A 22,878-nucleotide genomic window follows, 5' to 3' on the forward strand; every position below is an offset into this window, starting at 1 on the left:
CGTTCAGTTGTTTGGAAACACCGCCTCTTCCAGTTTCTTGTAAAGATCGTCGAAGACGAGCGGCACGCCGTCGCCGCCATTCGTCGGCGCAGTGTCGGGCGCGGGCCTTGGCGTCGGCACATTGGACGGCGCGGTGTCCCGCACCGGCTGCGTGTCTTCTTCAACCCGCACGGCTGCGCGTTCCTGCGCGCGAGTTTCGCGAAGCAGTTCTTCCTCCTGCTTCAGGCGCTCTTCTTCCTGCCGCTGCCGTTCCTCCTCGACCTTCCTTTGCTCTTCCTGATGCTGGAGTTCGAGACGCCGGATGCGGATTCGCTGTTGCTGGTAGTCGCGAGACAGCATGACTTCGCGCCGCATGCGCTGCTTTTCCAGGACCACCGCCTGCAGCAGTTCCACGCGCCGCCTCTCGCGCTCGAAGGCTCGCAATGACAGGAAATTGGTCAGTTCGGCGGCGTTGACTTGCACCGAAGGCGCACTGATTGGGCCGGAAAATTCCAGCGTGACGGCGGGCACGGCGCCCGTCAGGGCTTCAAGACCGGGATCGTATTCGACACGGAACTCCGACTCCATGTCGTCTTGCGGCAGATCGATCCGCGCATCGCCCGTCACGGTCACGCCCGTGTCCTCGAACCGCATGTTAGAAACCCGGATGACGCCCGCCGCAATCGTAAAGGGCGCCGAGACCCGGGCGCTGTAAAGCCCGCCATTGCGTGTGATCCGGCTGGCGACGTCAGCGACATTATCCGCTTCCGTTTCGAAGCCTTCCCTGTCGGCGGCGTCGAGCAGCCTGCCGAGCGCATCGCTTCCGATCCCGCGAATTTCCAGATCGCGCGCCGTCGCAATTCCGGTTCCGGTCAAGGAGGTGACGAGGCCCTGCATGCTTTTGCCCGATCCCTCCAGCGTCAGCGACAGGTCCAGACCGCCGCTGGCGACGGGCTGGCCGCGATAGTCCCAAAACAGGGGCGCCAATTGCGCGTCGCCAAGTTCGAACCGGCCCGAAACGATCCCGGTTCCGCCGCGGTTGGAAAGCGAGATGCTTCCGCCGAGATCGCCGTCGAGCCAGCGCGCTGCCAGGTCGCGCAATTGCAGTTCACCGTCTTCGAGAACCAGCTTGCCCTTGAAATCCCGAATTGCCTGCGAAGCCGGCAACAGCGCGCTTTGCGCTGTCACGTCGATATCAAAACGCGTTTGACCAAAAGACGATGGAGCAAACCCGGCGTTGCTCCAGGTTCCATCGTAGAAGGAGACAGCCCCCTCACCCAGAACCGTTTCTGCAAGCCACCCGAGGTCAAGTTCCGAGAGGGCGAGATCGCCGGAAAGCGCAATCTCTGTCTCATCGCGCGGCATAGTGAGATTTCCGGAGAACCCGATATTTTCAACCGAGCCTTCCATGGACTGAAGCGACAACGTCTCGGCGTCTGCCTTGACGCGCGCGCTGAGTTTCGTCGGCAGGATCACCTGCGGGCCGCCGAAAGAGAATCCTGCAGCCAGCAGATAGGGCGACAGGTCGCTCGACGTCATGTCGAACGCGAAGTCGCCAAGCAGCCGGTCTTCCTCGTCGCCCCAGGCCTGCCCCCTTGCGTTGAACTGAAGGTCGCCGGACAGATAGCCGAGCGTGAAATTGGCGTTCGTGTCGGCGTTGTCGCTCATCTGCAGCGAGGCGCTCGCTGCGCTGTCGGCGCTGGCGTCCAGCAGATCGACGCCAAACTGACGAAGCATTGTGCGCGAAGAATAATTGTTGACGTCGATCTTCGCCGACATGTCGTTCTGGTTCATCGGCGCGTGGATGTTCTTCTTTTCGAAGACTGCGTTGAACTGGCTGCCGCCGGTGTTGCCTGAAGCACGCGCGATAAGCTGCGTCGCGCCGCCCTGCGGCGTCAGGAAACGGGCCCTGGCGTTGACCGTCGTATTGTTAAAAAGATCGGCATTGCGCCGCAGGTGATCGGTCGCCGGGTGGATAAACCCAAGATCGCCGAGCGCCTTTGCGACGTCGCCCAACTGCTCCGCCGTCAGCGTGATGTCCAGATCGCCGGCGGGAGCGGTGAACGCATTGTCCAACCGGCCGACCATTGTCACCGAAACGCCGGCGAGATCGTTGACCGTCAGGCGATCGATATCGAGCGTTCCGCTCTTCAGGCGCACCGCAATGTCGAGATCGTTGGCGTCGAGACCGGCGAATTGCAGGCTGTCTGCGCTCATCCGCACGCCAATGTCGTGACCGGAAAGCCTGTTGGCCTCATGGTCGCCCGCCACAAGGGCGGAAAACGCCCGCAAGGCGTCCGCGTCGATGGTTTCTCCTTCAAGCACCAACGACAGCGTCGGTCGTCCCTGCCTCGGCACGATCCGCTCAAGCCGCCCGTTGAGGGTCGCCGAACCGACGGCGATCTCGAGATCTTCCATCCGCTGCAGTTGCGGCGACAACTCGACCGAGGCCGACAGGCCCGCCCTGTCCAGGCGGCGAATGCTGGGATCGACCGAATCGCTCAGCCAGGAGGCGAAGCCCGAAGGCTGGAGCGAGGCGACGACGATTTCGCCGCTGAAACCATAATCGGCGTCCACGCCAAGCCGACCATTGGCCAGAAAGGTCGTGCGTCCCGGGAGCTTGGCTTCAAGCTTTTCGAGCTTCCAGGCCCCGTTCTCCGGCACCGCCTCAAGTGAAATGTCGCGAAAGGTTGTGTCGCCCGCAACAATCGCAGGCAGCGCGACAGACACCTTGCCCGGCATTTGCGGCACAGGCGCGAGCGAGACGAATTTGTGGAATTCGGCGAGCCTTTGCCGGAACGGGCGGGACCCGGCGAAATCCGCCAGATTGGCGTCTTCGGCGTCGATCCGGTCCAGATTGAACTGCTGACCATCGGCGATCAGCAGGAATTCCGGATCGGGACCGGTGTCGAAAGTCGCTTCGCCGGTGACGATATAGGGGTTGTCCTTCGGCCCGGTCTGCAGCCGGTATTCCGGCAGGCGAAGCCGCTCGTTATCCAGTTCGAACTTGCCCGTCACGCGGGTTTGCTCCGGACGGTCGTTCCTTCTCCCGTTGTCTTCCGCGTTCTCGTCGGCCGACCGCGCCGTGATGTCGGCGGTGAAATTGCCGCTGTAGCGGGGCTTCAGATCCTCGATCCGCGCATCGCCCTCTAGCTGTATCGCAACCGGCAGCGCATCCGGATAAATGCCGGCCCGCAGCCGGACGCCACCGCTCTCAAGCGGCGCGCCGGTCAACAGGGAAAAGGCGCTTGCGTAGCCGTCGAAACGGCCGGCGCCGTCGATCTGCCACGGCCCCTCGATGGACTTCGCCGACATCCGCAGATCAAGATCCTCGGCTGTATGACGGCGGCCGTTCTGATCGTCGATAATAGTGATGTCACCGCCCGTAACGGTGATGTTTTCCAGGATGACGGGCTGACCGGAAAAGGATTTCTCGCTTCTGAGCGCCCAGTCGAGTTCGCCGTCTTCTGAGAGCCGGACAAAGGCCTTCGGACCTTCGATGCGCATGTCGAAGATGCGGACCTCGCCGCTGAGGAAGGGCGCAAGCTCCACATCCATCGCGAAGCGGTCGATCGTCATCATCGGCTCGCCGTCACTGGCTTCGCCGACGGCCACGTCGCCGAACGTCACGGAGGGAAAGGGCAGAAGCCGGGCTTCCGCGCTGCCGCGCACCTGCACCTTCTGGCCGAGAATGCGCCCGGCCTCGCGCTCAAAGTCCTGCCGGTAGCTGCTCCAGTCGATGAAATAGGGTCCAATCAGCGCAGCAAACAGCGCCAGAACGAGCAGACCTCCGAAAATGACGAACAGACGAACCAGGATGGGCTCCTAAATTGCAACGGCGCAGACGCCGCGGCGCGATTAACACTTGCCGTCGATCATAGCGCTTTCGACCGCGAGTTAAATGACAAATCGTTCCGCGCCGGCCTGTTTCCAGGGCGGCGTGACGGCGCAGGCGATCGGGACGCTTTGCGCCATTCCAGCTCAGATGGAGAATATCTTGCCAGGATTCATGATATTGTCCGGATCGAGCACCCGCTTGATGGCGCGCATGACGTCCAGGCTCTCTCCGGCTTCAGTGCGCAGCGCAGTCTGCTTCCCCTGCCCGACGCCATGTTCGCCCGTACACGTGCCTTCCATCGACAGCGCCCGTTCATTCAGCCGCGCGACGAATGCCTCGCCCTGTCTGACTTCTTCGTGATCGTTGGGGTCGATCATCACCATGACGTGGAAATTGCCGTCGCCGACATGGCCGGCGATCGGCGCAAGCAGCCCGGACTCCTCAATGTCGCGGTGCGTTTCATGGATGCACTCGGTCAGGCGGGAAATTGGCACGCAGACATCGGTCGTGATGTTGGTGCAGCCCGGACGCATGGCCATGCCGGCGAAATAGGCGTTGTGCCGCGCCTTCCACAGGCGATTGCGTTCTTCCAGCTCGCTGGCCCAGAGAAACTCGCCGGCGTCGAATTCCGCAGCGATCTCGCCAAACGTCATGGCCTGCTCCTCGGCGAAGGCGTCCGTACCGTGAAACTCGAGAAAGAGCAGTGGCGTTTCCGGATAGTCGAGCCCCCCATAGGCGTTCACGCCCCTGACCATCGCCGGATCCAGCAATTCGATACGAGCCACCGGCAAGCCCATCTGGATGGTCATGATGACGGCGTTGACCGCATTGTCGATCGACGGGAATGGACAGACGCCGGCGGTGATCTTCTGCGGGATGCCGTAGAGCCGGAGCGCAATGGACGTGACGATCCCGAGCGTGCCTTCCGATCCGACAAAGAGCCGCGTCAGGTCGTAGCCGGCGGATGACTTGCGGGCGCGCGTTCCTGTGTGAATCTCCTTGCCGTCGGCGGTCACCACGGTCAGAGCCAGGACGTTTTCGCGCATTGTGCCGTAACGCACCGCATTTGTGCCTGACGCGCGCGTCGAGGCCATGCCGCCGATCGAAGCATTTGCGCCCGGATCGATCGGAAAGAACAGGCCGGTGTCGCGCAGATAGGTGTTGAGCTCCTCACGTGTCACCCCGGGCTCGACGACACAGTCGAGGTCTTCTGGATTGACCTTCAGAATCCGGTTCATGCGAGACGTGTCGACGCTGATCCCGCCATTCGGCGCGTTGAGATGGCCTTCGAGCGAGGTGCCGGCTCCGAAGGGTATGATCGGCACGCGATATTCGGCGCAAATGCGCACGATCTCCGAAATTTCGCCGGCGGTTTCGGGAAAGGCGACACCGTCGGGCAATTGGCCCGGAATATAGGTGGTGGTATGGGTATGCTGGGCGCGAAAGGCTTCGCCCGTCTGAAAGCTCTCGCCGAAACGCTGCTTGAGTATCCCGAGAACCGCTGCAATGCCCGTTTCGTTACGCAAGCCGGCGCCCGCATCCGCCAGTACCATCCTGTACCTCCCTAATGCCGTTTCCCGCAGGATGCCCCTTGTGGCGCCTGCTTCAACGAGTAAAGTAATTCGGGCGTATCAATATGGCGAAACGGGAAGAGGAACAACAGGTGAAAACGACCGCGCCATTCCTCGCGCCCCCGGCCGAAATAAAGGCAGACTGGATCGACTACAACGGCCATCTCAACATGGCCTATTACAATGTTCTTTTCGACGAAGGGGCGGACAAGGCCTTCAGCGAATTCGGCATGACGGCTGACTATGTGCGGCAAAACGGGTTGAGCTTCTACGTCGCCGAACTCCATGTCTGCTATCTGCGGGAGGTCCATCAGCGCGACAGCGTCCGTGTCAGCTTTCGTGTTCTCGACCTCGACGAGAAACGCATACACGCCTATCAGGAACTGATACACGCCGACGGCTGGGTATCGGCGACGTCTGAAGTGCTTTACCTGCACATAGACGCCTCAGGACCGAAGGTCGCCAAGATTCCAACCGACATGTACAACGCTATCGACGAGATGCGCCGGCTTCAGTCGAGCCTGCCCTGGCCCGATAAGGCCGGTCGAAGCATCGGAATCAACAGGAATTAGCGACAGAGTGATGTTGCCCGAATATATCCGATCGCTGCCGCGGCAAATCCGGCTCTGGGTGACGCCGAACATCCGGTCGTTCCTCGACGAAAAACAGCCTCGTTTGTGGCTGCTTTCGCTCGCCGTCGGGCTTGCGGTGACGATCGCGGCCATTATTTTTCGTGAACTGATCGGCCTGGTTCAACTCGCCTGGCTTCGTGACAGCACCGAAAATGTCATTTCCGCCGCCCGCAAGGTTCCGTGGTACATGGTGGTGTTCGCGCCAGCGGTTGGCGGACTTGTCGTCGGCCAGATGCTGCGGTTCCTGCCTCAGCGGCGAACGCTTGCAGTGGCGGACGTCATCGAGGCGCGGGCCGTCTCCGGCAAGCGCCTCAGTTTTCGCGAGGGTATCTTTTCGGCATTGCTCTCGGCAATTTCTCTTGGATCCGGTGCAAGCGCCGGCCGCGAAGGGCCGATCATCCATCTCGGCGCAACGCTCGCAGCGGCGATCGCCCGCCACAGCAAAATGCCGTCATGGTGCGATCGCACTCTGCTCGGCTGCGGCGTGGCCGGAGCGATTTCGGCAAGCTTCAATGCGCCGATCGCCGGGGTCCTGTTCGCGCACGAGGTAATACTGGGCCACTATTCCCTGCGGTCCTTCGTACCGATCGTCATATCCTCCACCGTCGCGGCCATCCTGTCGCGAAACTGGTTCGGAGAGGTGGTCACCTTCACCGTCCCGAACTATACGGTCGTCTCCTATTGGGAATTTCCGGGTTTCGCCATACTCGGGATCATTTCAGCGATCGTCGCAATTTCTTTCCAGTTCTCGCTCTTTTCCACCGACTTCCTGGCCCGCAAGATGACAATGCCATTGTGGCTGCGTCCGGTGGTCGGCGGACTGGCGGTCGGTTGTATCGGCTACTTCCTGCCGCAAATTCTGGGCGTCGGATATGAAGCGACGGACGAAGCCCTCTGGGGACGTCTCTCGCTGGCGATGATGCTGACGCTGATCGTCGCGAAGACAGCCGCCACCTCCATTACGCTTGCATCGCGTTTCGGCGGCGGCGTCTTCTCGCCCTCCCTTTATCTTGGCGCCATGACCGGCGGCGCCTACGGCATTATCGCCGCATCGGCCTTTCCGGATCTGGCGTCCAGTTCGGCCCTCTATTCCTTCCTCGGCATGGGAGCGGTGGTCGGCGCCGTTCTCGGCGCGCCGATCTCGACAACGCTGATCGTTTTTGAGCTGACAGGCGGCTATGAACTGTCCATTGCCCTGCTTCTTACCGTGGCGATCGCGCACGGCATCAACCAGGCGATCCACGGACATTCCTATTTCAACTGGCAGCTGGAGATGCGCGGCATCTTCGTCCAGGCGGGTCCTCAGCATATTGTGGTCAGCAATGTGAAGGTCATGGATTTCATGACACCGGTCGACACTAACGACGAACCTGTCGAATATAAAAAGGAACGGAGCATGTCGCTAAAACCGACCGATACGCTGGACAAGGCCTTGCGTATTTTCGACACCGGTGGAGCGTCGCGCCTGCCGGTGGTTGACGAGAAGCATGGAACCCACATCATTGCGTGGGCGACTCACGTCAAAGCGCTGGCCTATTTCAACAAGCGGCTTATCGATGTCGCCAAGGAAGAACACCTTTAAGATCTGACATGTCCCAATGCCCTTGAGGATTTCCAATCGCGACGCGCGCCGGCTCTGGCTATTCGCGCAAGGTCTCGCCGAAACGCCAACCGGCCCGCTCGACCTGATGGGTACGATCCATTCGCTCGGCTTCGTACAGCTCGACACGATCCGCAACGTGACACGCGCCCATCACCACATCCTGTGGAGCCGCAACCAGAACTATCGCGAACCCATGCTCGGAAAGCTGCTGGCCAAGGACCGGCTGATCTTCGAACACTACACGCATGACGCATCGGTCATCCCGGTGGAATTCTACCCGATGTGGCGTCGCCAGTTCGACAGAATGCGCGAACGGCTCCATCGGTCAAGCTACTACGGTCCCGCCCTCGACGCTGCCGAACAGAAGATCATTCGGGACAGGATCGAAAATGAAGGACCGTTGTCGACCCATGCCTTCGACACAAAGATCGAAGGCGCGCGGGAAATGTGGGCGCGCCCGCCGCACAAGAAGGCGCTGGACTACCTCTGGTATGTCGGCGATCTCTCTACATCCCACCGTGAAAATTTCATCAAATACTACGATCTCACGCACCGGGTGATCCCCGAAGACCTGCGCACACGGGAGATTGCGCATGACCGGCAGGTGGACTGGCTGTGCGACGCCGCCCTCTCCCGCCTGACTTTCGCAAGTCCGGGAGAAGTCCAGCGCTTCTGGGAAGCGACGACGCCGGCGGAAGTCCGCCAGTGGATCGAAAGGCGAAACGGCGCACTCGTCGAGGTCGAGATACAAACAGCCGACAGGCAATGGGTCAAGGCGCTGGCCGTTCCCGACATCGAGCAGAAACTTGCCGATACGCCGGATCCGACGAGCCGGCTGCGCATCATAAACCCCTTCGACCCCGCAATCCGGGACCGCACCCGCACTGAGCGCCTTTTCGGCTTCGACTACCGGATCGAGATTTTCGTGCCGGCGGAAAAACGTCTCTGGGGATATTACGTCTATCCGTTGCTGGAGGGCGACCGTTTCGTCGGCCGCATGGAAATCAAGGCGGATCGCAACGCCGGCTTCATCTGTGCGACGCGTTTCTGGCCGGAACCGCGCGTGCAATGGAGCGCAAAGCGTCACGCCCGCCTTGAAGCCGAACTTCATCGGCTTGCGCGTCTGATCGGCGTTTCGGAAGTGCGCTACGGCGACGACTTCGCCAGCGATTGACCGGGCGCCGGAGACGCCGGGGAAGTATACGCACAGTATTGCGCGGCGTCGGCCGATCGCATAACAGAGCGTAACGAGGACACCATGTCAGAATTCGTCTCCGACACAGTATTCAAACGCGACGTCTTTTCCGAGACGCGCGCCGGCCATTTCAGCGACCGGCCCGACGAGCGGGTCGCCCGGCGCATCGTGTCGGCTTCGCCTCTCTGGTCCCGGCCGCTCGCCTGGTTTCTCGCCAATCGCGAAATCAGGGCGTTGAAAGCTGTTTCGGGGATCGCCGGAACGCCGCAACTGATCGAGGTCGACCGCGACGGGCTTTTCCGATCCTGGACGGAAGGCGCCCCGCTGCATCTTGCGCGGCCGGACAATGCGACGTGGTATCGCGACGCCGGCCGCCTGCTGCGCGATCTGCGCCGCCGCGGCATTACCCATAACGATCTCGCCAAGCCTCAGAACTGGCTGATGCTGCCGGACGGCAAGGCGGCGGTGATCGATTTCCAGCTCGCGTCCTGTCACCGCCGGAAAGGACGTTACTATCGCACGCTCGCCTACGAGGATCTCAGGCATCTCATCAAGCAGAAACGATCCTTCGCGCCGCATCTGATGACCGCGACGGAAAAGCGGATCCTTGCGCGCAAGTCCCTGCCGTCGCGGATTTGGATGGCGACCGGCAAGAAGGTCTACAACCTCGTCACCCGCGGCCTGTTTTCCTGGTCGGACGGCGAGGGAACCGGCGATCGCATCGAGCGCGAGGGGCCGACGATCAACAAGGTGTTGCGCTCAGATCCGGCTATCCGCGACGTGGCTCTCAGCCTCTACCCGCTGCCCCGCAAGGGCGTCGGCATCTATGCATTCGTCGAGACCGACGAAAAGGAAATTGACCTGCCGGAATTCAATGCGCGCATCCGCAAGCAGAATCGGGACGCGAACCTCGACATGGCGCAGCCCGTCAGGGCTCTGCCCCGGCGTTCCGACGGCGGCGTTCGCGACGACATATTGCGATTGATCGCCATGAACCAGATGACGGAGCTCGACGATCTCTTGAACCGCGAACCCGACATCGCCGGCGACGTCCGTAAGATCATGGCCGAGCGGCTGAACTGGACGGACCGGCGCATAAGCCAACTGGAAGAAAAACAGGCCTGATCTCTCGGTTACGAGCGGTTGTCATCAAGATAGCGGCGGATTTTTTCCAGCAGCGGCAGCGCCTCGATCATGTCTGGCGCGGAAACACTTTTGGCGAGCTCCAGCAGTTCCGGCGCGATCGCGGCCACCGCGTTGTCGCGCGCTTCAAGTCCGGCGTCCGTCAGGCGCACACGTTTGCTCCGCCGGTCACGTTCATCCGGCGTCACCGCGACGTATCCCTTCTTTTCCAGCCGTGCGATCGTGTTGGTCATGGCGCCTTTGGTGACCTGCATGGCGCGGGCGATCTCCACAAGGCTCGGCTCGCCGCCGAGCCGCGCCAGGTGATTGAGCACCGAAAAATGCGCCATCTTGAGTTCGTGAGGCAGTACGCGCTCAATCGCGTGGCCGGAGAGCTGCGCAATTTTGCCGATCTCGTTGAAAAAGCGGAATATGGCAGCTCCCGTCTCAGGTTTGCCGGCGCTGTTGTTCATGCATTTCCTATTCGGCTCTCATACGGCCATCGCGGCGATGGCTCGATTGACGGACCATAACCCAGCCGAACGAACATTTGCAGCGTGCTATCGTCGTCAATGCCGAGTTTCTCCCTGATCGCCGCGTAATGGTCCGCCATTTCCGGATATTCCTGCAGCGACTGGGAAAAGGGCTGCAGCGCCAATCCCTCCTGTGTCGCCGCAAGATGGAAACGCAGATAGTCGCGACCGGCGGCAAACTGATCCAGGCGCGTATTGCCGGCAGTCGACATCCAGGCAAAGGCCATGGCGGTGTCGAAGGGCGCTTTAAGCATGGGCAATCCCTGGCGAAAAGGCATCGAGTCGACATCGGCAAGGACTTGCCGGCTGATCATTCCGGTCGCCGAAAGCAACTCCATCATCGGACCTTCGAGCACAATACCGTCCGGATTGTCGTCGATCTGCCGCGAACCGATGCGCATCACGTCGATGCTTTCCTGATAGGTGCGCGGCGTGTAAAGCTCCATCTCCATGGCTGACCAGGAGAAATCGCGCAGGTCGGCGACACGACCGTTGTCATTGATGTATCCGATATCGGAATATCGCGCGCTTTGACCTATCCTTTCCAGGATTTCTTCAGAAACCGGTTTTTCGGTGTCGAAGGCTTCCCGATTGGTGCGCCGGGCGAGCGCATGCTCGAAGAGTGGATCAAACGCCAAGGCGTCATCCTTGCTGAAGACGAAACGCGCCACTGGCCGCTGATCGAGTTCCGGCAGCGGCTCGCCTTCCGGAAAAGGGATCATACCAACACTGTAGCCGGCCCTACGCGCAGCCATGACCAAAAGCTCTGAAAAGCAGCCGAGCCCGATCACGATCTGCCGGTCGTGAGGGTCTGTATGGGGAAGTTTGCGCTCGGGATCGCAATAAAGAACGACCGTGTCCGGTTTGGAAAGGTCAGCGATCCATGGCTGCATGTTGTGCGGATTGGGCGCCAGAATGGCGTAGGAAAGCGCCAAATGTCGGACATCCCTCGCCCGCTCCCCTTTTGGCGCCTCGGCCGCCTGCGACCAGGGCTGTCTGGCAGTCGCAGGCTTCCGGCTCGCGATCCAGGCAGTTCCGGCTGCGGCGAGCACGACGCCGCCGCCCGCCAGCTTCAGAAATTTGCGTCTCGTCGTCATGACCGTCTCCAATATGGTTTAACGATATACTATATAGTATAATGGTGAACCATATTCAATGGCTTGCAGCGTCGACCGGTTCCAGCGGTTCGTTCACACCCATACGGTGAGCGCGACAGTCAGCACCAAGACGGTGAGCAGGGTCGAAACAAGAATGAAGCTCGCCACCGCTCCCGCTTGTTCGGGAACGTATCGCTCGACGAAGAGGTAGGTGGCAACGGACACCGGCATCAGGGTTCCTATGACAAACGCGCCTTTCTGCACGCCGGTAAAGCCGAACAGCCACACGACGCCGGCGGCGACGGCCGCCGCCATCGCGATGTGAATCAGGCTGAGCGCCAATCCGAGCCATAGCGTGCTGAATTTCAATGTCGCAAGCGTGTAGCCGAGGGTAAGAAGCATCAGGGGAATGGTCATGCCGCCAAGAATATCGAACGCCTGGCTGACCGCTTTCGGCAGTTCGTAGTCGGTCGACATCAGCACTAGCGTGAGGATGACCGAATAGATGATCGGGGATGTGAGCAGGTCCCGCAACGAAAAGCGGCCCATCGGGATCCACATGCCTACGGTGAAGATGCCGATCACAACCACGACGACATAGGCCATGGTGAAGGACATGCCCGCGCTACCCAGGGCGAGCAGTGATATGGGAAGGCCGATATTGCCGACATTGTTGAGCATCATCGGAGACAGGAAAGCGCGAACCGGCAGGCGCATGAGTTTCAGGACGACGAAACCGATAACGCCGAAACAAATGACCGCCAGCGCCGCGGCCAGCATGAAATCCAGAAATTCGGCGACGTTCACATGCCGTTTGCTCAGATGCGAAATGATGAGCGTCGGATAGCCGACATTGGTCACCAGACCGCTGATCGTGTTCTTGTCGAAGGGTATTTTCGCAAGCGCAAGCCCGTAGCCAATCGCGGCGCAGACGAGCACCGGCAGAATGACGTTGGTGATATTCACAAACAGTTCCGCCATGCCGCATTCCCCCCGGGGCGCCCCCTTTCCAACCCATCATCGGCGTCACTATTTAAACAAACCGGGAAAATAACAACTGTATAGCGGCTGGATTTGTTGTGCCGCTGACAAGTTTTCTGGCCTTTCAGAGCCGAATCACTACATTGGGGACGATGAGCGATCCGGAAGACGACATACCCTTTTTCGGCGAAGAACAGGCAAAACCGTCCGGCGACGCGCCGACAGGCCTCGCCGCGCGCGCCATGGCTGCGCGCAACCGCGTCAACTCTCAGCCCGGCTATCTGGAAGGATTGAACGCGGAACAGCGGCGCGCCGTCGAATCGCTCGACGGCCCCGTTCTGGTTCTGGCCGGAGCAGGAACGGGCAAGACGCGCGTTCTGACGACCCGCATCGCCCATATTCTCGCCTCCGCAAAGGCCTATCCGAGCCAGATTCTCGCCGTGACCTTCACCAACAAGGCCGCGCGCGAAATGAAGCAGCGCATCGGCGTTCTGGTCGGAGGCGCCGTGGAAGGCATGCCCTGGCTGGGAACATTCCATTCCATCGGCGTTCGGCTGCTGCGCCGCCACGCCGAACTCGTCGGTCTGCGCTCCGATTTCTCGATCCTCGACACCGATGACCAGATCCGGCTCTTGAAGCAACTGATCCAGGCCGAAGGGCTCGACGACAAACGCTGGCCGGCGCGCCAGTTCGCCATGATGATCGACGGCTGGAAGAACAAGGGCTACGGACCCGCCGACATTCCCGAAGGCGATGCGCGCGCTTTCGCCAACGGACGCGGCCGCGACCTCTTTGAAGCTTACCAGAACCGGCTCAAGACGCTGAACGCCTGCGACTTCGGCGACCTTCTGTGCCATCCGATCCGCATTTTCCGCTCGCATCCGGACGTGCTGAAGGAATACCACGCAAAATTCCGCTATATCCTGGTCGACGAATACCAGGACACCAACACCGCCCAGTATATGTGGCTCAGGCTGATCGCGCAGGGCTCGCACAATGTGTGCTGCGTCGGCGATGACGACCAGTCGATCTATGGCTGGCGCGGCGCGGATGTCGACAACATCCTGCGCTTCGAAAAGGATTTCCCGGGCGCCGTCGTCATACGTCTGGAGCGCAATTATCGCTCGACGCCGCATATTCTGGGCGCCGCCTCGCATCTGATTTCCCACAATGAAGGCCGTCTCGGCAAAACACTCTTCACCGACATCACGCACGAGGACGAGACGAAGGTCATGGTCCACGCCGCCTGGGACTCGGAAGAAGAGGCGCGGGCCATCGGCGAGGAGATCGAGCAGCTTCAGCGCCAGGGCCATTTGCTCAACGACATGGCGATCCTGGTGCGCGCCTCGTTCCAGATGCGGGAATTCGAAGATCGTTTCGTGACGCTCGGCCTCAATTACCGGGTCGTCGGCGGGCCGCGCTTTTATGAGCGGCTCGAAATCCGCGACGCCATGGCCTATTTCCGCGTGGTCAGCCAACCGGCCGACGACCTCGCTTTCGAGCGCATCGTCAACACGCCAAAACGCGGTCTCGGCGACGCTGCGATCCGCCAGATCCACGACTATGCGCGGGCCCGCGATATCCCGATGCTGCAGGCGGCGGCAGACCTCGTCATGACTGAGGAAATGAAGCCGCGGCCGCGCAAGTCGCTGACCGACGTGGTCGAGAATTTCCGCCGCTGGTCGCAGCTTCTCGAAAACACCCCTCATACGGAGCTCGCCGAGACGATTCTCGAAGAGAGCGGCTACACAGCCATGTGGCAGAACGACCGGTCCGCGGAAGCGCCGGGCCGTCTCGACAACCTCAAGGAACTGATCCGCTCGATGGACGAGTTCGAATCCATGCGCGGCTTTCTCGAGCATGTCAGCCTCGTGATGGACGCCGAGCAGAACGAGAATCTTGACGCGGTTTCGCTGATGACCCTGCACTCGGCCAAGGGACTGGAGTTTGAAACCGTGTTCCTGCCGGGTTGGGAGGAAGGGCTGTTTCCGCACCAGCGCGCGCTGGACGAAGGCGGCCGGTCGGGCCTCGAGGAAGAGCGCCGCCTCGCCTATGTCGGGCTGACGCGCGCAAAGCGCAACTGCCACATCTGGTTCGTTTCGAACCGCCGCATCCACGGTCTGTGGCAATCGACGATCCCGTCGCGGTTTCTGGACGAGCTTCCGTCCGAGCATGTCGACGTCGCGGAGCCGGAAACCTCCTATGGCGGTTACGGGGCGGCGTCCGCCGGCGGCGGATACGGCGCCTCGCGTTTCGACCAGGCGGACCCTTTCACGCGCAGTTACGACACGCCCGGCTGGCGGCGCGCTCAGGTCAACAGCAACGAGGCGACGCGCCGCAACTGGGGTTCCAGATCCGGCCACGCGGTGGAGCATGTGGGCTATGGCGAGGCCGATTCCGGCTACGGAGCGGGCCGTGGGTCGGTCAAGCCGAAGACAATCGAGGGCGAACTCGTCGCGCGGTCGGTCGCTGATCGGCCGTCAGGGTTCTCGCCCGGCGACCGGGTGTTTCATATGAAGTTCGGCAACGGAAATATTGCATCCATAGACGGCAACAAGCTGACGATCGATTTCGACAAGGCCGGTCAGAAACGCGTTCTCGACAATTACGTCGAGAAGGTGTGATCCGGGTCAGCCGTCCACAACCCACGCGATTTTTCTGCGAATTCAGCGCTGCTGTCATATTAATGCAGCCTTTCTGGACGCATGTGGCATTCGGCAGTAAGCTGTCGGCCTCAAACACAAGGATCGCGGCGGTTTCGGGACAAGAGCGGGAATTGCCGGACGGGAGCATCACCATGACCAGACGCCCAGAATTTCTGATTAACCGACGCACTTTTCTCAGAGGCACGGCCGCCGCCGGCTCGCTTGCCCTCCTGCACCCGTTTTCGGTCCATGCAGCCGACAATCAGGCCCATCTGCGTCTGATGGAAACGACTGACCTGCATGTCCACGTCTACCCGTACGACTACTACGGCGATCGTCCTTCTGATTCGGTTGGCCTGTCGCGCACTGCGACGCTGATCAAGAAGTTCCGCGACGAAGCAACCAACTCCATGCTGATCGACAATGGCGACTTCCTCCAGGGCAACCCGATGGGCGACTACATCGCCTACGAGCGCGGCATGAAGGAAGGCGACATGCATCCGATCATCCAGGCGATGAACACGCTCGGATTTGAAGCCTCGACGCTCGGCAACCACGAATTCAACTACGGCCTGGACTTCCTGTTCAAGACGCTCAATGGCGCCAATTTCCCGGTCGTATCCGCCAACGTGACGAAGGGCATGCTCGCCTCCAATGCGCGCGACGACGAGCTCTTCCTGAAACCCTATGTGATCCTTGAAAAGACCATCACGGACGGCGCAGGCGCCGCGCATCCGGTCAAGATCGGTCTGATCGGGTTCGTGCCGCCGCAGATCATGAACTGGGACCGCCGCCACCTCGAAGGCAACGCCAATACGCGCGACATCGTCCAGGCCGCAGAAGCCTGGGTACCGGAAATGAAGGAAGCAGGCGCCGACATCGTCATAGCCCTGTCGCACTCCGGCATCGACGCCGCGAGCCAGACCGACGGCATGGAGAACGCATCTCTCCATCTTGCCGGCGTGGACGGCATCGACGCGCTGTTTACGGGTCATCACCACCTCGTCTTCCCCGGCCCGAAATATAAAGGTCTGGACGGCGTCGACGCCGAAAAGGGCACGCTGCAGGGCAAACCGGCAGCCATGGGCGGCTTCTGGGGCTCCAACCTCGGCATCATCGACCTGATGCTGGAGCGCGACGGCAACAAGTGGAAGATCGCAAGCTTCACCACCAGCGCCCCTTCGATCTACGAGCGCGACGGCCGCAAGGTCGTGCCGCTGGTCGAAGATCAGCAGGAAGTGCTGGACTCGGTCACGAAGGAACACGAGGCGACGCTCCAATATATCCGCCGGCCCGTCGGCAAGACATCGGCGCCGCTCCACTCCTATTTCGCCCTCGTCGCCGACGACCCGTCGGTACAGATCGTCAGTCAGGCGCAGACCTGGTACATCGACCAGATGATGATGGGCACGCAGTGGGAAGGCCTGCCGATCCTTTCGGCCGCAGCCCCCTTCAAGGCCGGTGGTCGCGGCGGCCCCGACTACTACACGGACGTGGCGCCCGGTGACGTCGCAATCAAGAACGTGTCGGACCTTTACCTCTATCCGAATACGGTGCGCGCCGTCGCCATCACCGGCGCGCAGGTCAAGGACTGGCTGGAGCGCTCCGCCGGCATCTTCAACCAGGTCGAGCCGGGCAAGGCGGACCAGCCGCTCATCAATAGCGGCTTCCCGTCCTACAATTTCGACGTGATCGACGGCGTGACCTACAAGATCGATCTTACACAGCCTTCGAAATACGATCCGGACGGCAAGCTGCTCGACGCCAACGCCAATCGCATTGTCGACCTGAAGTTCAACGGCGAACCGATCGATCCGGACCAGAAGTTCGTTGTGGCGACGAACAACTATCGCGCCGGCGGCGGCGGCAACTTCCCCGGCGTCAACGACGACGTGGTGATCTTCATCGCGCCCGACACGAACCGCGACGTGATCGTTCGCTACATCGTCGAGAAAGGCACGATCAACCCGTCCGCCGACAGCAACTGGACCTTCGCCCCTGTTGAAGGCGCAACGGCCATCTTCGAAACCGGCCCGAAGGCAAAGGCGTTCATGGCCGACGTCAAGGACGTAAAAATCGAATCCGCGGGAGACGGCGCCGAAGGCTTCGCCAAATACCGCATCACGCTGTAAGCCGCAGCGCCACCATCAATGATTTCGAAAGGCCGTCCTCCGGGGCGGCCTTTTTCACTTGAAAAGATGCTGGCATCTGTGGCCGGATGAGCGAAGCGTCACGGAGGAAACCAAGATGCCCTGGAAAGCCGCTCCATTTCTGAAGCCGATCGTCCTCGCTGCATTTCTGCTGGCAGCCGGGCCTACCGCCGCGCAGCAGGCGACGGACGCCGTGGCGCCGGAAAGCGCGACCGGAACCGCGGAGCGCCAGCTGGCGACGGCCAAGGATTTCATGATCGCGACGGCGCATCCGCTCGCGAGCAAGGCGGGCTACGACGTTCTGGCGCAAGGCGGCGGCGCCATAGACGCCATGGTGACGGTTCAGCTTGTGCTCGGTCTTGTCGAGCCGCAATCCTCCGGCATCGGCGGCGGCGGATTTCTCGTCTATTTTGATGCGACTAACGACCGGCTGACAACCTTCGACGGACGCGAGACCGCGCCACGTGACGCCACGCCGGATCTCTTTCTGGATGAGAACGGCGAACCGCTCGGTTTCTTCGACGCGGTGGTTGGCGGGCGATCCGTCGGGACGCCGGGTACGCTGAAACTCTTGTATGACACCCACCAACGCTACGGAACACTTGCGTGGCCCGACCTCGTTGCGCCGGCGATCGATCTTGCCGAGAACGGATTCGAGGTCACGCCGCGGCTGAACGCGCTGCTGGCGCTGGATGCGGAGCGCCTCACCACCTATCCCGGTCCCCGCGGCTATTTCTACGATGACAAGCTGCAGTCGCTTCCTGTCGGGCATATTCTCAAGAACCCTGACTACGCGCAGACCCTGCGGATGATAGCGGAGAATGGGCCAGACGCCCTCTATCGGGGACCGCTCGCCCAACGGATCGTCGAAACGGTGCAGACAGCGGACAACAATCCCGGCATACTGTCCTTAGAGGATCTTGCCGCCTATCGCATCGTGGAGAGAGAGCCGGTCTGCATGAGCTACCGCACCCACGACGTATGCGGCATGGGACCGCCCTCCTCGGGCGCGCTGACGATCGGACAGATCCTCGGCATGCTGGAGCCGTTCGATCTCGCGACCCTCGGGCCGGACAATCCGGAAAGCTGGCGGCTGATCGGCGACGCCTCCCGCCTCGCCTTCGCCGATCGTGGTCGTTACATGGCCGATATCGATTTCGTGCCGATGCCGCTGAAGGGTCTGCTCGACCGCGCCTATCTCGACGAGCGCGCCAGATTGCTGGAGCCGGGCGTCGTCCTTGCGCCTGACGCGGTCGCCCCCGGCGAACCGCATTGGGATCATGCGCGATTATACGCCGAGGACGAAAGCCTCGAACTGCCGTCCACCACGCATTTTTCAATCGTCGACGCAGGTGGCAACGTCGTTTCCATGACGTCGACGGTCGAGAACTACTTCGGCTCTCGCCTCATGGTTGGCGGCTTTATTCTGAATAACGAATTGACCGATTTTTCATTCCGCACCCATCGCGACGGCGTTCCGATCGCCAACCGCGTCGAGCCGGGCAAGCGGCCACGCTCATCCATGGCGCCAACCATCGTCATGCAGGACGGCGAGCCGGTCATGGCGATCGGCTCTCCCGGCGGCAGCCGGATCATCGGTTATGTCGCGCAGGCCCTGATCGCGCAGATCGACTGGGGCATGGACGTCCAGCAAGCGGTCGCCATGCCGCATCTGGTCAACCGCTTCGGCGCATTCGACGTAGAAGACGGCGCGCAGGCGGAGAACCTTTCCGAAAAGCTGACGGCGATGGGTTACGAGGTCAAAATCCGCGAGCTGAATTCCGGCCTGCACGGCGTCGTGATTCGCGACGGCCAGCTGGAAGGCGGCGCAGACCCCCGGCGCGAAGGACTGGTGCTGGGGCAATAATCTCATTGGAACACGACCCTTCCCACGCTATATTAGCCTCATGAAGACGCCACGCTCCACATTCGACCGTATTCTCATCGGCGCAATCGTCGCGCTTGTGGCAAGCGGCGCGGCGACTGTCGCTTTCGCAGGGTGGTACCGGCACGGCGCGGATATCTTTATGACCTATGCGTCGACCGGCTTTTCCTGGTGTTTTTGAACGTCAGTCGTATCCGTGTGGCAAATTATCATGGTGACGCGGGCGGCGCTGCGCCCCATATAGTCGCTCACGAAATCTGAAAACCTGCCTGAAACCGGAGCGGCCATGACGGCAATACGCATCTTCCTCCTTACTTTCGTCGTCGTGCTCGCAGGCGCATTCGGCTGGATCGCCTATCAATGGTCGAGCAGCAACGAAGCGCTGCTGGAAAAGCCCTATGGCGTCGCATTCGACCTCGTCGACCAGCATGGCGACCGCTTCACGGACAAGGAGCTCCATTCGCAGCCGACCGCGCTTTTCTTCGGCTTCACGCACTGTCCGGAGATATGCCCTACGACCCTGTTCGAACTCGACGGCTGGCTGAAGCAGGTGGATCCGGACGGCGATGAAATTCAGTCCTATTTCGTGACGATCGATCCCGAGCGCGACCCGCCGGAAATCCTCGACAGCTACGTTTCCAACGTTTCGAAGCGGATCATTGGCGTCTCCGGCGATCCCGAAAAAGTGCGGGACATGGCCAGGGGCTTCAAGGTCTATTTCAAGAAGGTTCCGACGGACGAGGACAATCCGGACGAAAACTACACGATGGACCATACAGCGAGCGTCTTCCTGCTCGACAAGGACGGCCACTTCCGCGGCACGATTTCCTTTGGCGAGGACGGCGACACGGCCGTCAAGAAGTTGCAGAACCTGATCAGCGGTTAGATCAGACTACAAGGCGGGAGTTTCCTTTCACCGCCTGATCCTCTACATCTGGGAGACTTGCGAACCCCGGACCCTTCCCGATGCACGACCTGTCTTTGAAAATCGCGCTGATCGGCACGGCCGGCATTGCCGCGCAATGGATTGCGTGGCGTTTGCGGCTACCCTCCATCGTCCTGCTGCTGATCGCCGGCTTTGTCGCCGGTCCGATTACCGGCTATATCAACCCTGCGCAGGATTTCGGCGACGTTTACCAGCCGTTGGTGGGGCTCGCCGTGGCGATCATCCTGTTCGAAGGCGGTCTGACGCTCAATTTCCGGGAAATTCGCGAAACGTCGACCGCCGTCCGCCGCATCATCCTGATCAGCGGACCGTTGGTCTGGATCATGTCTGTTCTGGCCGGTCACTATATCGCGGGTCTTTCATGGCCGACCGCGGCCGTGCTTGGCGCTATCCTGATCGTTACGGGACCGACCGTCATTGCGCCATTGCTGCGACAGGCGCGGCTGTCGTCGCGCGCGGCGTCGCTTCTGCGATGGGAATCGATCGTCAACGATCCGATCGGGGCGCTGGCCGCCGTAATGACATTCGAAGTGTTCCTGATCCTGCATGGCGGGCATGAAGCGTCCCACCTCGCCATGATGGCGCCGCTTGCGCTCATCGTCGCGGTGGGCGGCGGGTGGCTTGTCGCCCGCTTTCTGCAGTGGGCCTTCATCCGCGGCTACGTCGCAGAATTCCTGAAAGCGCCGATCCTCCTTGTCGCCGTGCTGCTCGCCTATGCCGTCACAAACATGATCCTGGAAGAAGCCGGCCTCCTGACGGTCACGATAATGGGCGTCGCCATCGCCAACACAAGGATCGCCAGTCTGGTCGAGATCCGCCGGTTCAAGGAAACAATCACCGTTGTGCTTGTCTCCGGCGTCTTCATCCTGCTGACTGCGTCCCTGACGATGGACGACATCGCGTCGCTGGACTGGCGGGTGTTCGCCTTCGTGGCGGCGCTTCTCTTCGTCATTCGCCCGATCGCCATTTTCATTGCGACCATCGGAACCGGCCTCAGCTGGCAGGAGCGCCTGCTGACAGGCTGGATCGCGCCGCGCGGCATCGTTGCGGTCGCCGTATCCGGCCTGTTCGGTTCGGCGCTCGGCACAATGGGCGTGGAGGACGGCTCAAGAATGGTCGCGGTGACCTTCGCCGTCGTGATCCTGTCCATCATCCTTCACGGATTTTCCCTGTCGCCTCTGGCTGGCCTGCTGGGGCTCAAATCCAGGGGCGTTGCGGGGGTGCTCATCGTAGGCGGTTCGACCTGGGCGCGGAAACTGGCCGTTCTTCTCAAGGATCTGGAAATTCCGGTGCTGATCACCGACCGGAACTGGAACCGGCTGAAAGAGGCCCGGTTCGCCAATATCCCGATCTATTTCGGGGAGATCCTGTCGGAGGACGCGCATCACACGGTCCATTTCCACGACTACTCCGCGCTGATGGCCATCTCCGACAACGACGCCTACAACACGCTGGTCTGCACGAATTTCGGGCCGGAACTCGGCCGTTCCAACGTGTTCCAGATCGCGCCGGACAACGGCAGTTCAAAACGCCAGTCCGTAACCTTTACGCTTGGCGGCCGTCCGCTTTCCGATCCGCCGCTGACCCATCACGACCTGAATATGAAGGAACTGGAGGGGTGGGACTTCCGCATCACAAAGCTTACCGAGGACTTCAACATCGCGGACTATCGCAAGAGCCGTTCGGAAGAAAATATCGTCCTGTTGTGGATCAGGCCCAATGGCCAGCTCGTATTTGCAACCACCGCCTCCACCGAACCGGCCGCCAATGACCGCATACTGAGCTATGGTCCAAAACCCCGGGGAGACACGCCACATTGAGCCAGATTCGCCTTTTCATCCGCGGCAGCGAAAGCGACTGCAATCTCGCTATGGACCTTTTGGCCGACTGGATGGAGGAAGAAGGCCTGCCGCTCGCCACGATGGAAGTGGACGAGACACAGGACCTCTGGGAAACATCGGTCTATGTGAACGACGCCGACGTCGATGACGTCCGCGCCGTCATGCACGCGCGGCTGGCAAGTGCATTCCCCGATAGTATTGTGGAAACGGAAACCCTGCCAGACGTTGACTGGGTCAGCCGCTCGCTGGAGGGCTTGAAGCTGGTGCGCGCCGGGCGTTTCGTTGTTTTCGGCTCGCATGATCGCAGGGCGGCGCAGCCACATGAACTGGCGATCGAGATCGAAGCCGGTCAGGCGTTCGGAACCGGTCATCACGGCACGACGGCCGGCTGCCTGGAGATGATCGGCCGGCTTGCGAAAGCGCGCCATTACTCCAACGCGCTGGATCTGGGTACGGGAAGCGGTGTGTTGGCCATCGCGCTTGCCAGACAGGGGCTCTGCGACATTCTCGCCACTGATATCGACCCGGTGGCGGTCGAGGTCGCCCGTCGCAACAGCAAGCTGAACGAAACGGCGTCAGCGATTTCGTTCGAAACCGCCGCAGGATTTCATTCGGCGATTTTCGACAGAAAAGGTCCGTTCGACCTGATCGTCGCAAACATTCTGGCGCGTCCCTTGATGAGGATGGCGCCTTCGATCGCCAGGCATTTGGCGCCCGGCGGCTCGATCGTGCTTTCAGGAATACTGGCGAGCCAGAGATGGAAAGTCCTGGCCGCTTTCGCTAGCCAGGGACTTTATCATCGCCATACTCTGTGGCGCGGAGGGTGGGTCACCCTGCACCTGTCCGCCAACAGAAGTTAA

At 61.1% G+C, this 22,878-nt stretch carries 16 protein-coding genes; 11 read left to right on the forward strand and 5 right to left on the reverse strand.

Going from position 1 to position 22,878, the window contains the following annotated elements:
* Positions 1-3: 3 nt before the first annotated feature.
* Together AAFN47_RS12855 and AAFN47_RS12860 are read right to left on the reverse strand one after the other, a co-directional pair.
* Positions 4-3,798, reverse strand: coding sequence for an AsmA family protein (locus tag AAFN47_RS12855; protein ID WP_499809839.1), 3,795 nt, complete (start codon positions 3,796-3,798; stop codon positions 4-6).
* A gap of 162 nt (positions 3,799-3,960) precedes the next feature.
* Positions 3,961-5,370 (reverse strand): FAD-binding oxidoreductase, encoded by a 1,410-nt coding sequence (locus tag AAFN47_RS12860; RefSeq protein WP_499809637.1) that lies wholly within the window; start codon positions 5,368-5,370, stop codon positions 3,961-3,963.
* 110 nt (positions 5,371-5,480) lie between these two features.
* Between AAFN47_RS12860 and AAFN47_RS12865 the strand changes: the two genes are divergently transcribed.
* The 4 genes from AAFN47_RS12865 to AAFN47_RS12880 all read left to right on the forward strand — a co-directional run bounded on the left by AAFN47_RS12865 (position 5,481) and on the right by AAFN47_RS12880 (position 9,943).
* Complete coding sequence (locus AAFN47_RS12865) at positions 5,481-5,960, forward strand: thioesterase family protein (protein WP_499809840.1); 480 nt, start codon at positions 5,481-5,483, stop codon at positions 5,958-5,960.
* A gap of 10 nt (positions 5,961-5,970) precedes the next feature.
* Positions 5,971-7,602 (forward strand): chloride channel protein, encoded by a 1,632-nt coding sequence (locus AAFN47_RS12870; protein ID WP_499809841.1) that lies wholly within the window; start codon positions 5,971-5,973, stop codon positions 7,600-7,602.
* A 16-nt stretch (positions 7,603-7,618) separates the two neighbouring features.
* On the forward strand, positions 7,619-8,797 hold the full coding sequence (locus AAFN47_RS12875) for a winged helix-turn-helix domain-containing protein (RefSeq protein ID WP_499809638.1): 1,179 nt from the start codon (positions 7,619-7,621) through the stop codon (positions 8,795-8,797).
* Between the two features lie 84 nt (positions 8,798-8,881).
* A complete protein-coding gene (locus tag AAFN47_RS12880; protein WP_499809639.1) occupies positions 8,882-9,943 on the forward strand; it encodes a serine/threonine protein kinase in 1,062 nt (353 codons plus the stop codon).
* Between the two features lie 8 nt (positions 9,944-9,951).
* Here the strand turns inward: AAFN47_RS12880 and AAFN47_RS12885 are convergent, their stop codons facing one another.
* From AAFN47_RS12885 to AAFN47_RS12895, 3 genes are all read right to left on the reverse strand, one after another.
* Entirely contained in the window at positions 9,952-10,413 is a 462-nt protein-coding gene (locus tag AAFN47_RS12885) for a MarR family winged helix-turn-helix transcriptional regulator (RefSeq protein WP_499809640.1), read from the reverse strand.
* The gene (locus tag AAFN47_RS12890; protein WP_499809641.1) at positions 10,410-11,570 is read right to left on the reverse strand and encodes an Acg family FMN-binding oxidoreductase; all 1,161 of its coding nucleotides are present in this window, start codon (positions 11,568-11,570) and stop codon (positions 10,410-10,412) included. Before AAFN47_RS12890 ends, AAFN47_RS12885 begins: the two co-directional genes overlap by 4 nt.
* Positions 11,571-11,663: 93 nt before the next feature.
* Positions 11,664-12,551: an AEC family transporter gene (locus AAFN47_RS12895; RefSeq protein WP_499809642.1), complete on the reverse strand. Its 888-nt coding sequence runs from the start codon at positions 12,549-12,551 to the stop codon at positions 11,664-11,666.
* A gap of 152 nt (positions 12,552-12,703) precedes the next feature.
* Here AAFN47_RS12895 and AAFN47_RS12900 point away from each other — a divergent pair, with 152 nt between their 5' ends.
* The 7 genes from AAFN47_RS12900 to AAFN47_RS12930 all read left to right on the forward strand — a co-directional run bounded on the left by AAFN47_RS12900 (position 12,704) and on the right by AAFN47_RS12930 (position 22,878).
* Positions 12,704-15,175 (forward strand): ATP-dependent helicase, encoded by a 2,472-nt coding sequence (locus AAFN47_RS12900; protein ID WP_499809643.1) that lies wholly within the window; start codon positions 12,704-12,706, stop codon positions 15,173-15,175.
* 173 nt (positions 15,176-15,348) lie between these two features.
* Complete coding sequence (locus AAFN47_RS12905; RefSeq protein WP_499809644.1) at positions 15,349-17,328, forward strand: bifunctional 2',3'-cyclic-nucleotide 2'-phosphodiesterase/3'-nucleotidase; 1,980 nt, start codon at positions 15,349-15,351, stop codon at positions 17,326-17,328.
* A gap of 115 nt (positions 17,329-17,443) precedes the next feature.
* A complete protein-coding gene (gene ggt / locus AAFN47_RS12910; protein ID WP_499809645.1) occupies positions 17,444-19,213 on the forward strand; it encodes a gamma-glutamyltransferase in 1,770 nt (589 codons plus the stop codon).
* Positions 19,214-19,253: 40 nt separating this feature from the next.
* On the forward strand, positions 19,254-19,412 hold the full coding sequence (locus AAFN47_RS12915) for a hypothetical protein (protein ID WP_499809646.1): 159 nt from the start codon (positions 19,254-19,256) through the stop codon (positions 19,410-19,412).
* A 105-nt stretch (positions 19,413-19,517) separates the two neighbouring features.
* On the forward strand, positions 19,518-20,117 hold the full coding sequence (locus AAFN47_RS12920) for an SCO family protein (RefSeq protein ID WP_499809647.1): 600 nt from the start codon (positions 19,518-19,520) through the stop codon (positions 20,115-20,117).
* 80 nt (positions 20,118-20,197) lie between these two features.
* Positions 20,198-21,997, forward strand: coding sequence for a cation:proton antiporter (locus AAFN47_RS12925; protein WP_499809648.1), 1,800 nt, complete (start codon positions 20,198-20,200; stop codon positions 21,995-21,997).
* A complete protein-coding gene (locus tag AAFN47_RS12930) occupies positions 21,994-22,878 on the forward strand; it encodes a 50S ribosomal protein L11 methyltransferase (protein ID WP_499809649.1) in 885 nt (294 codons plus the stop codon). The genes AAFN47_RS12925 and AAFN47_RS12930 overlap by 4 nt, the downstream gene beginning before the upstream one ends.

Origin of the sequence: Hoeflea sp. CAU 1731, assembly GCF_039888615.1 — a bacterium.
In the GTDB taxonomy this organism is placed as follows: Bacteria; Pseudomonadota; Alphaproteobacteria; order Rhizobiales; family Rhizobiaceae; genus Flavimaribacter.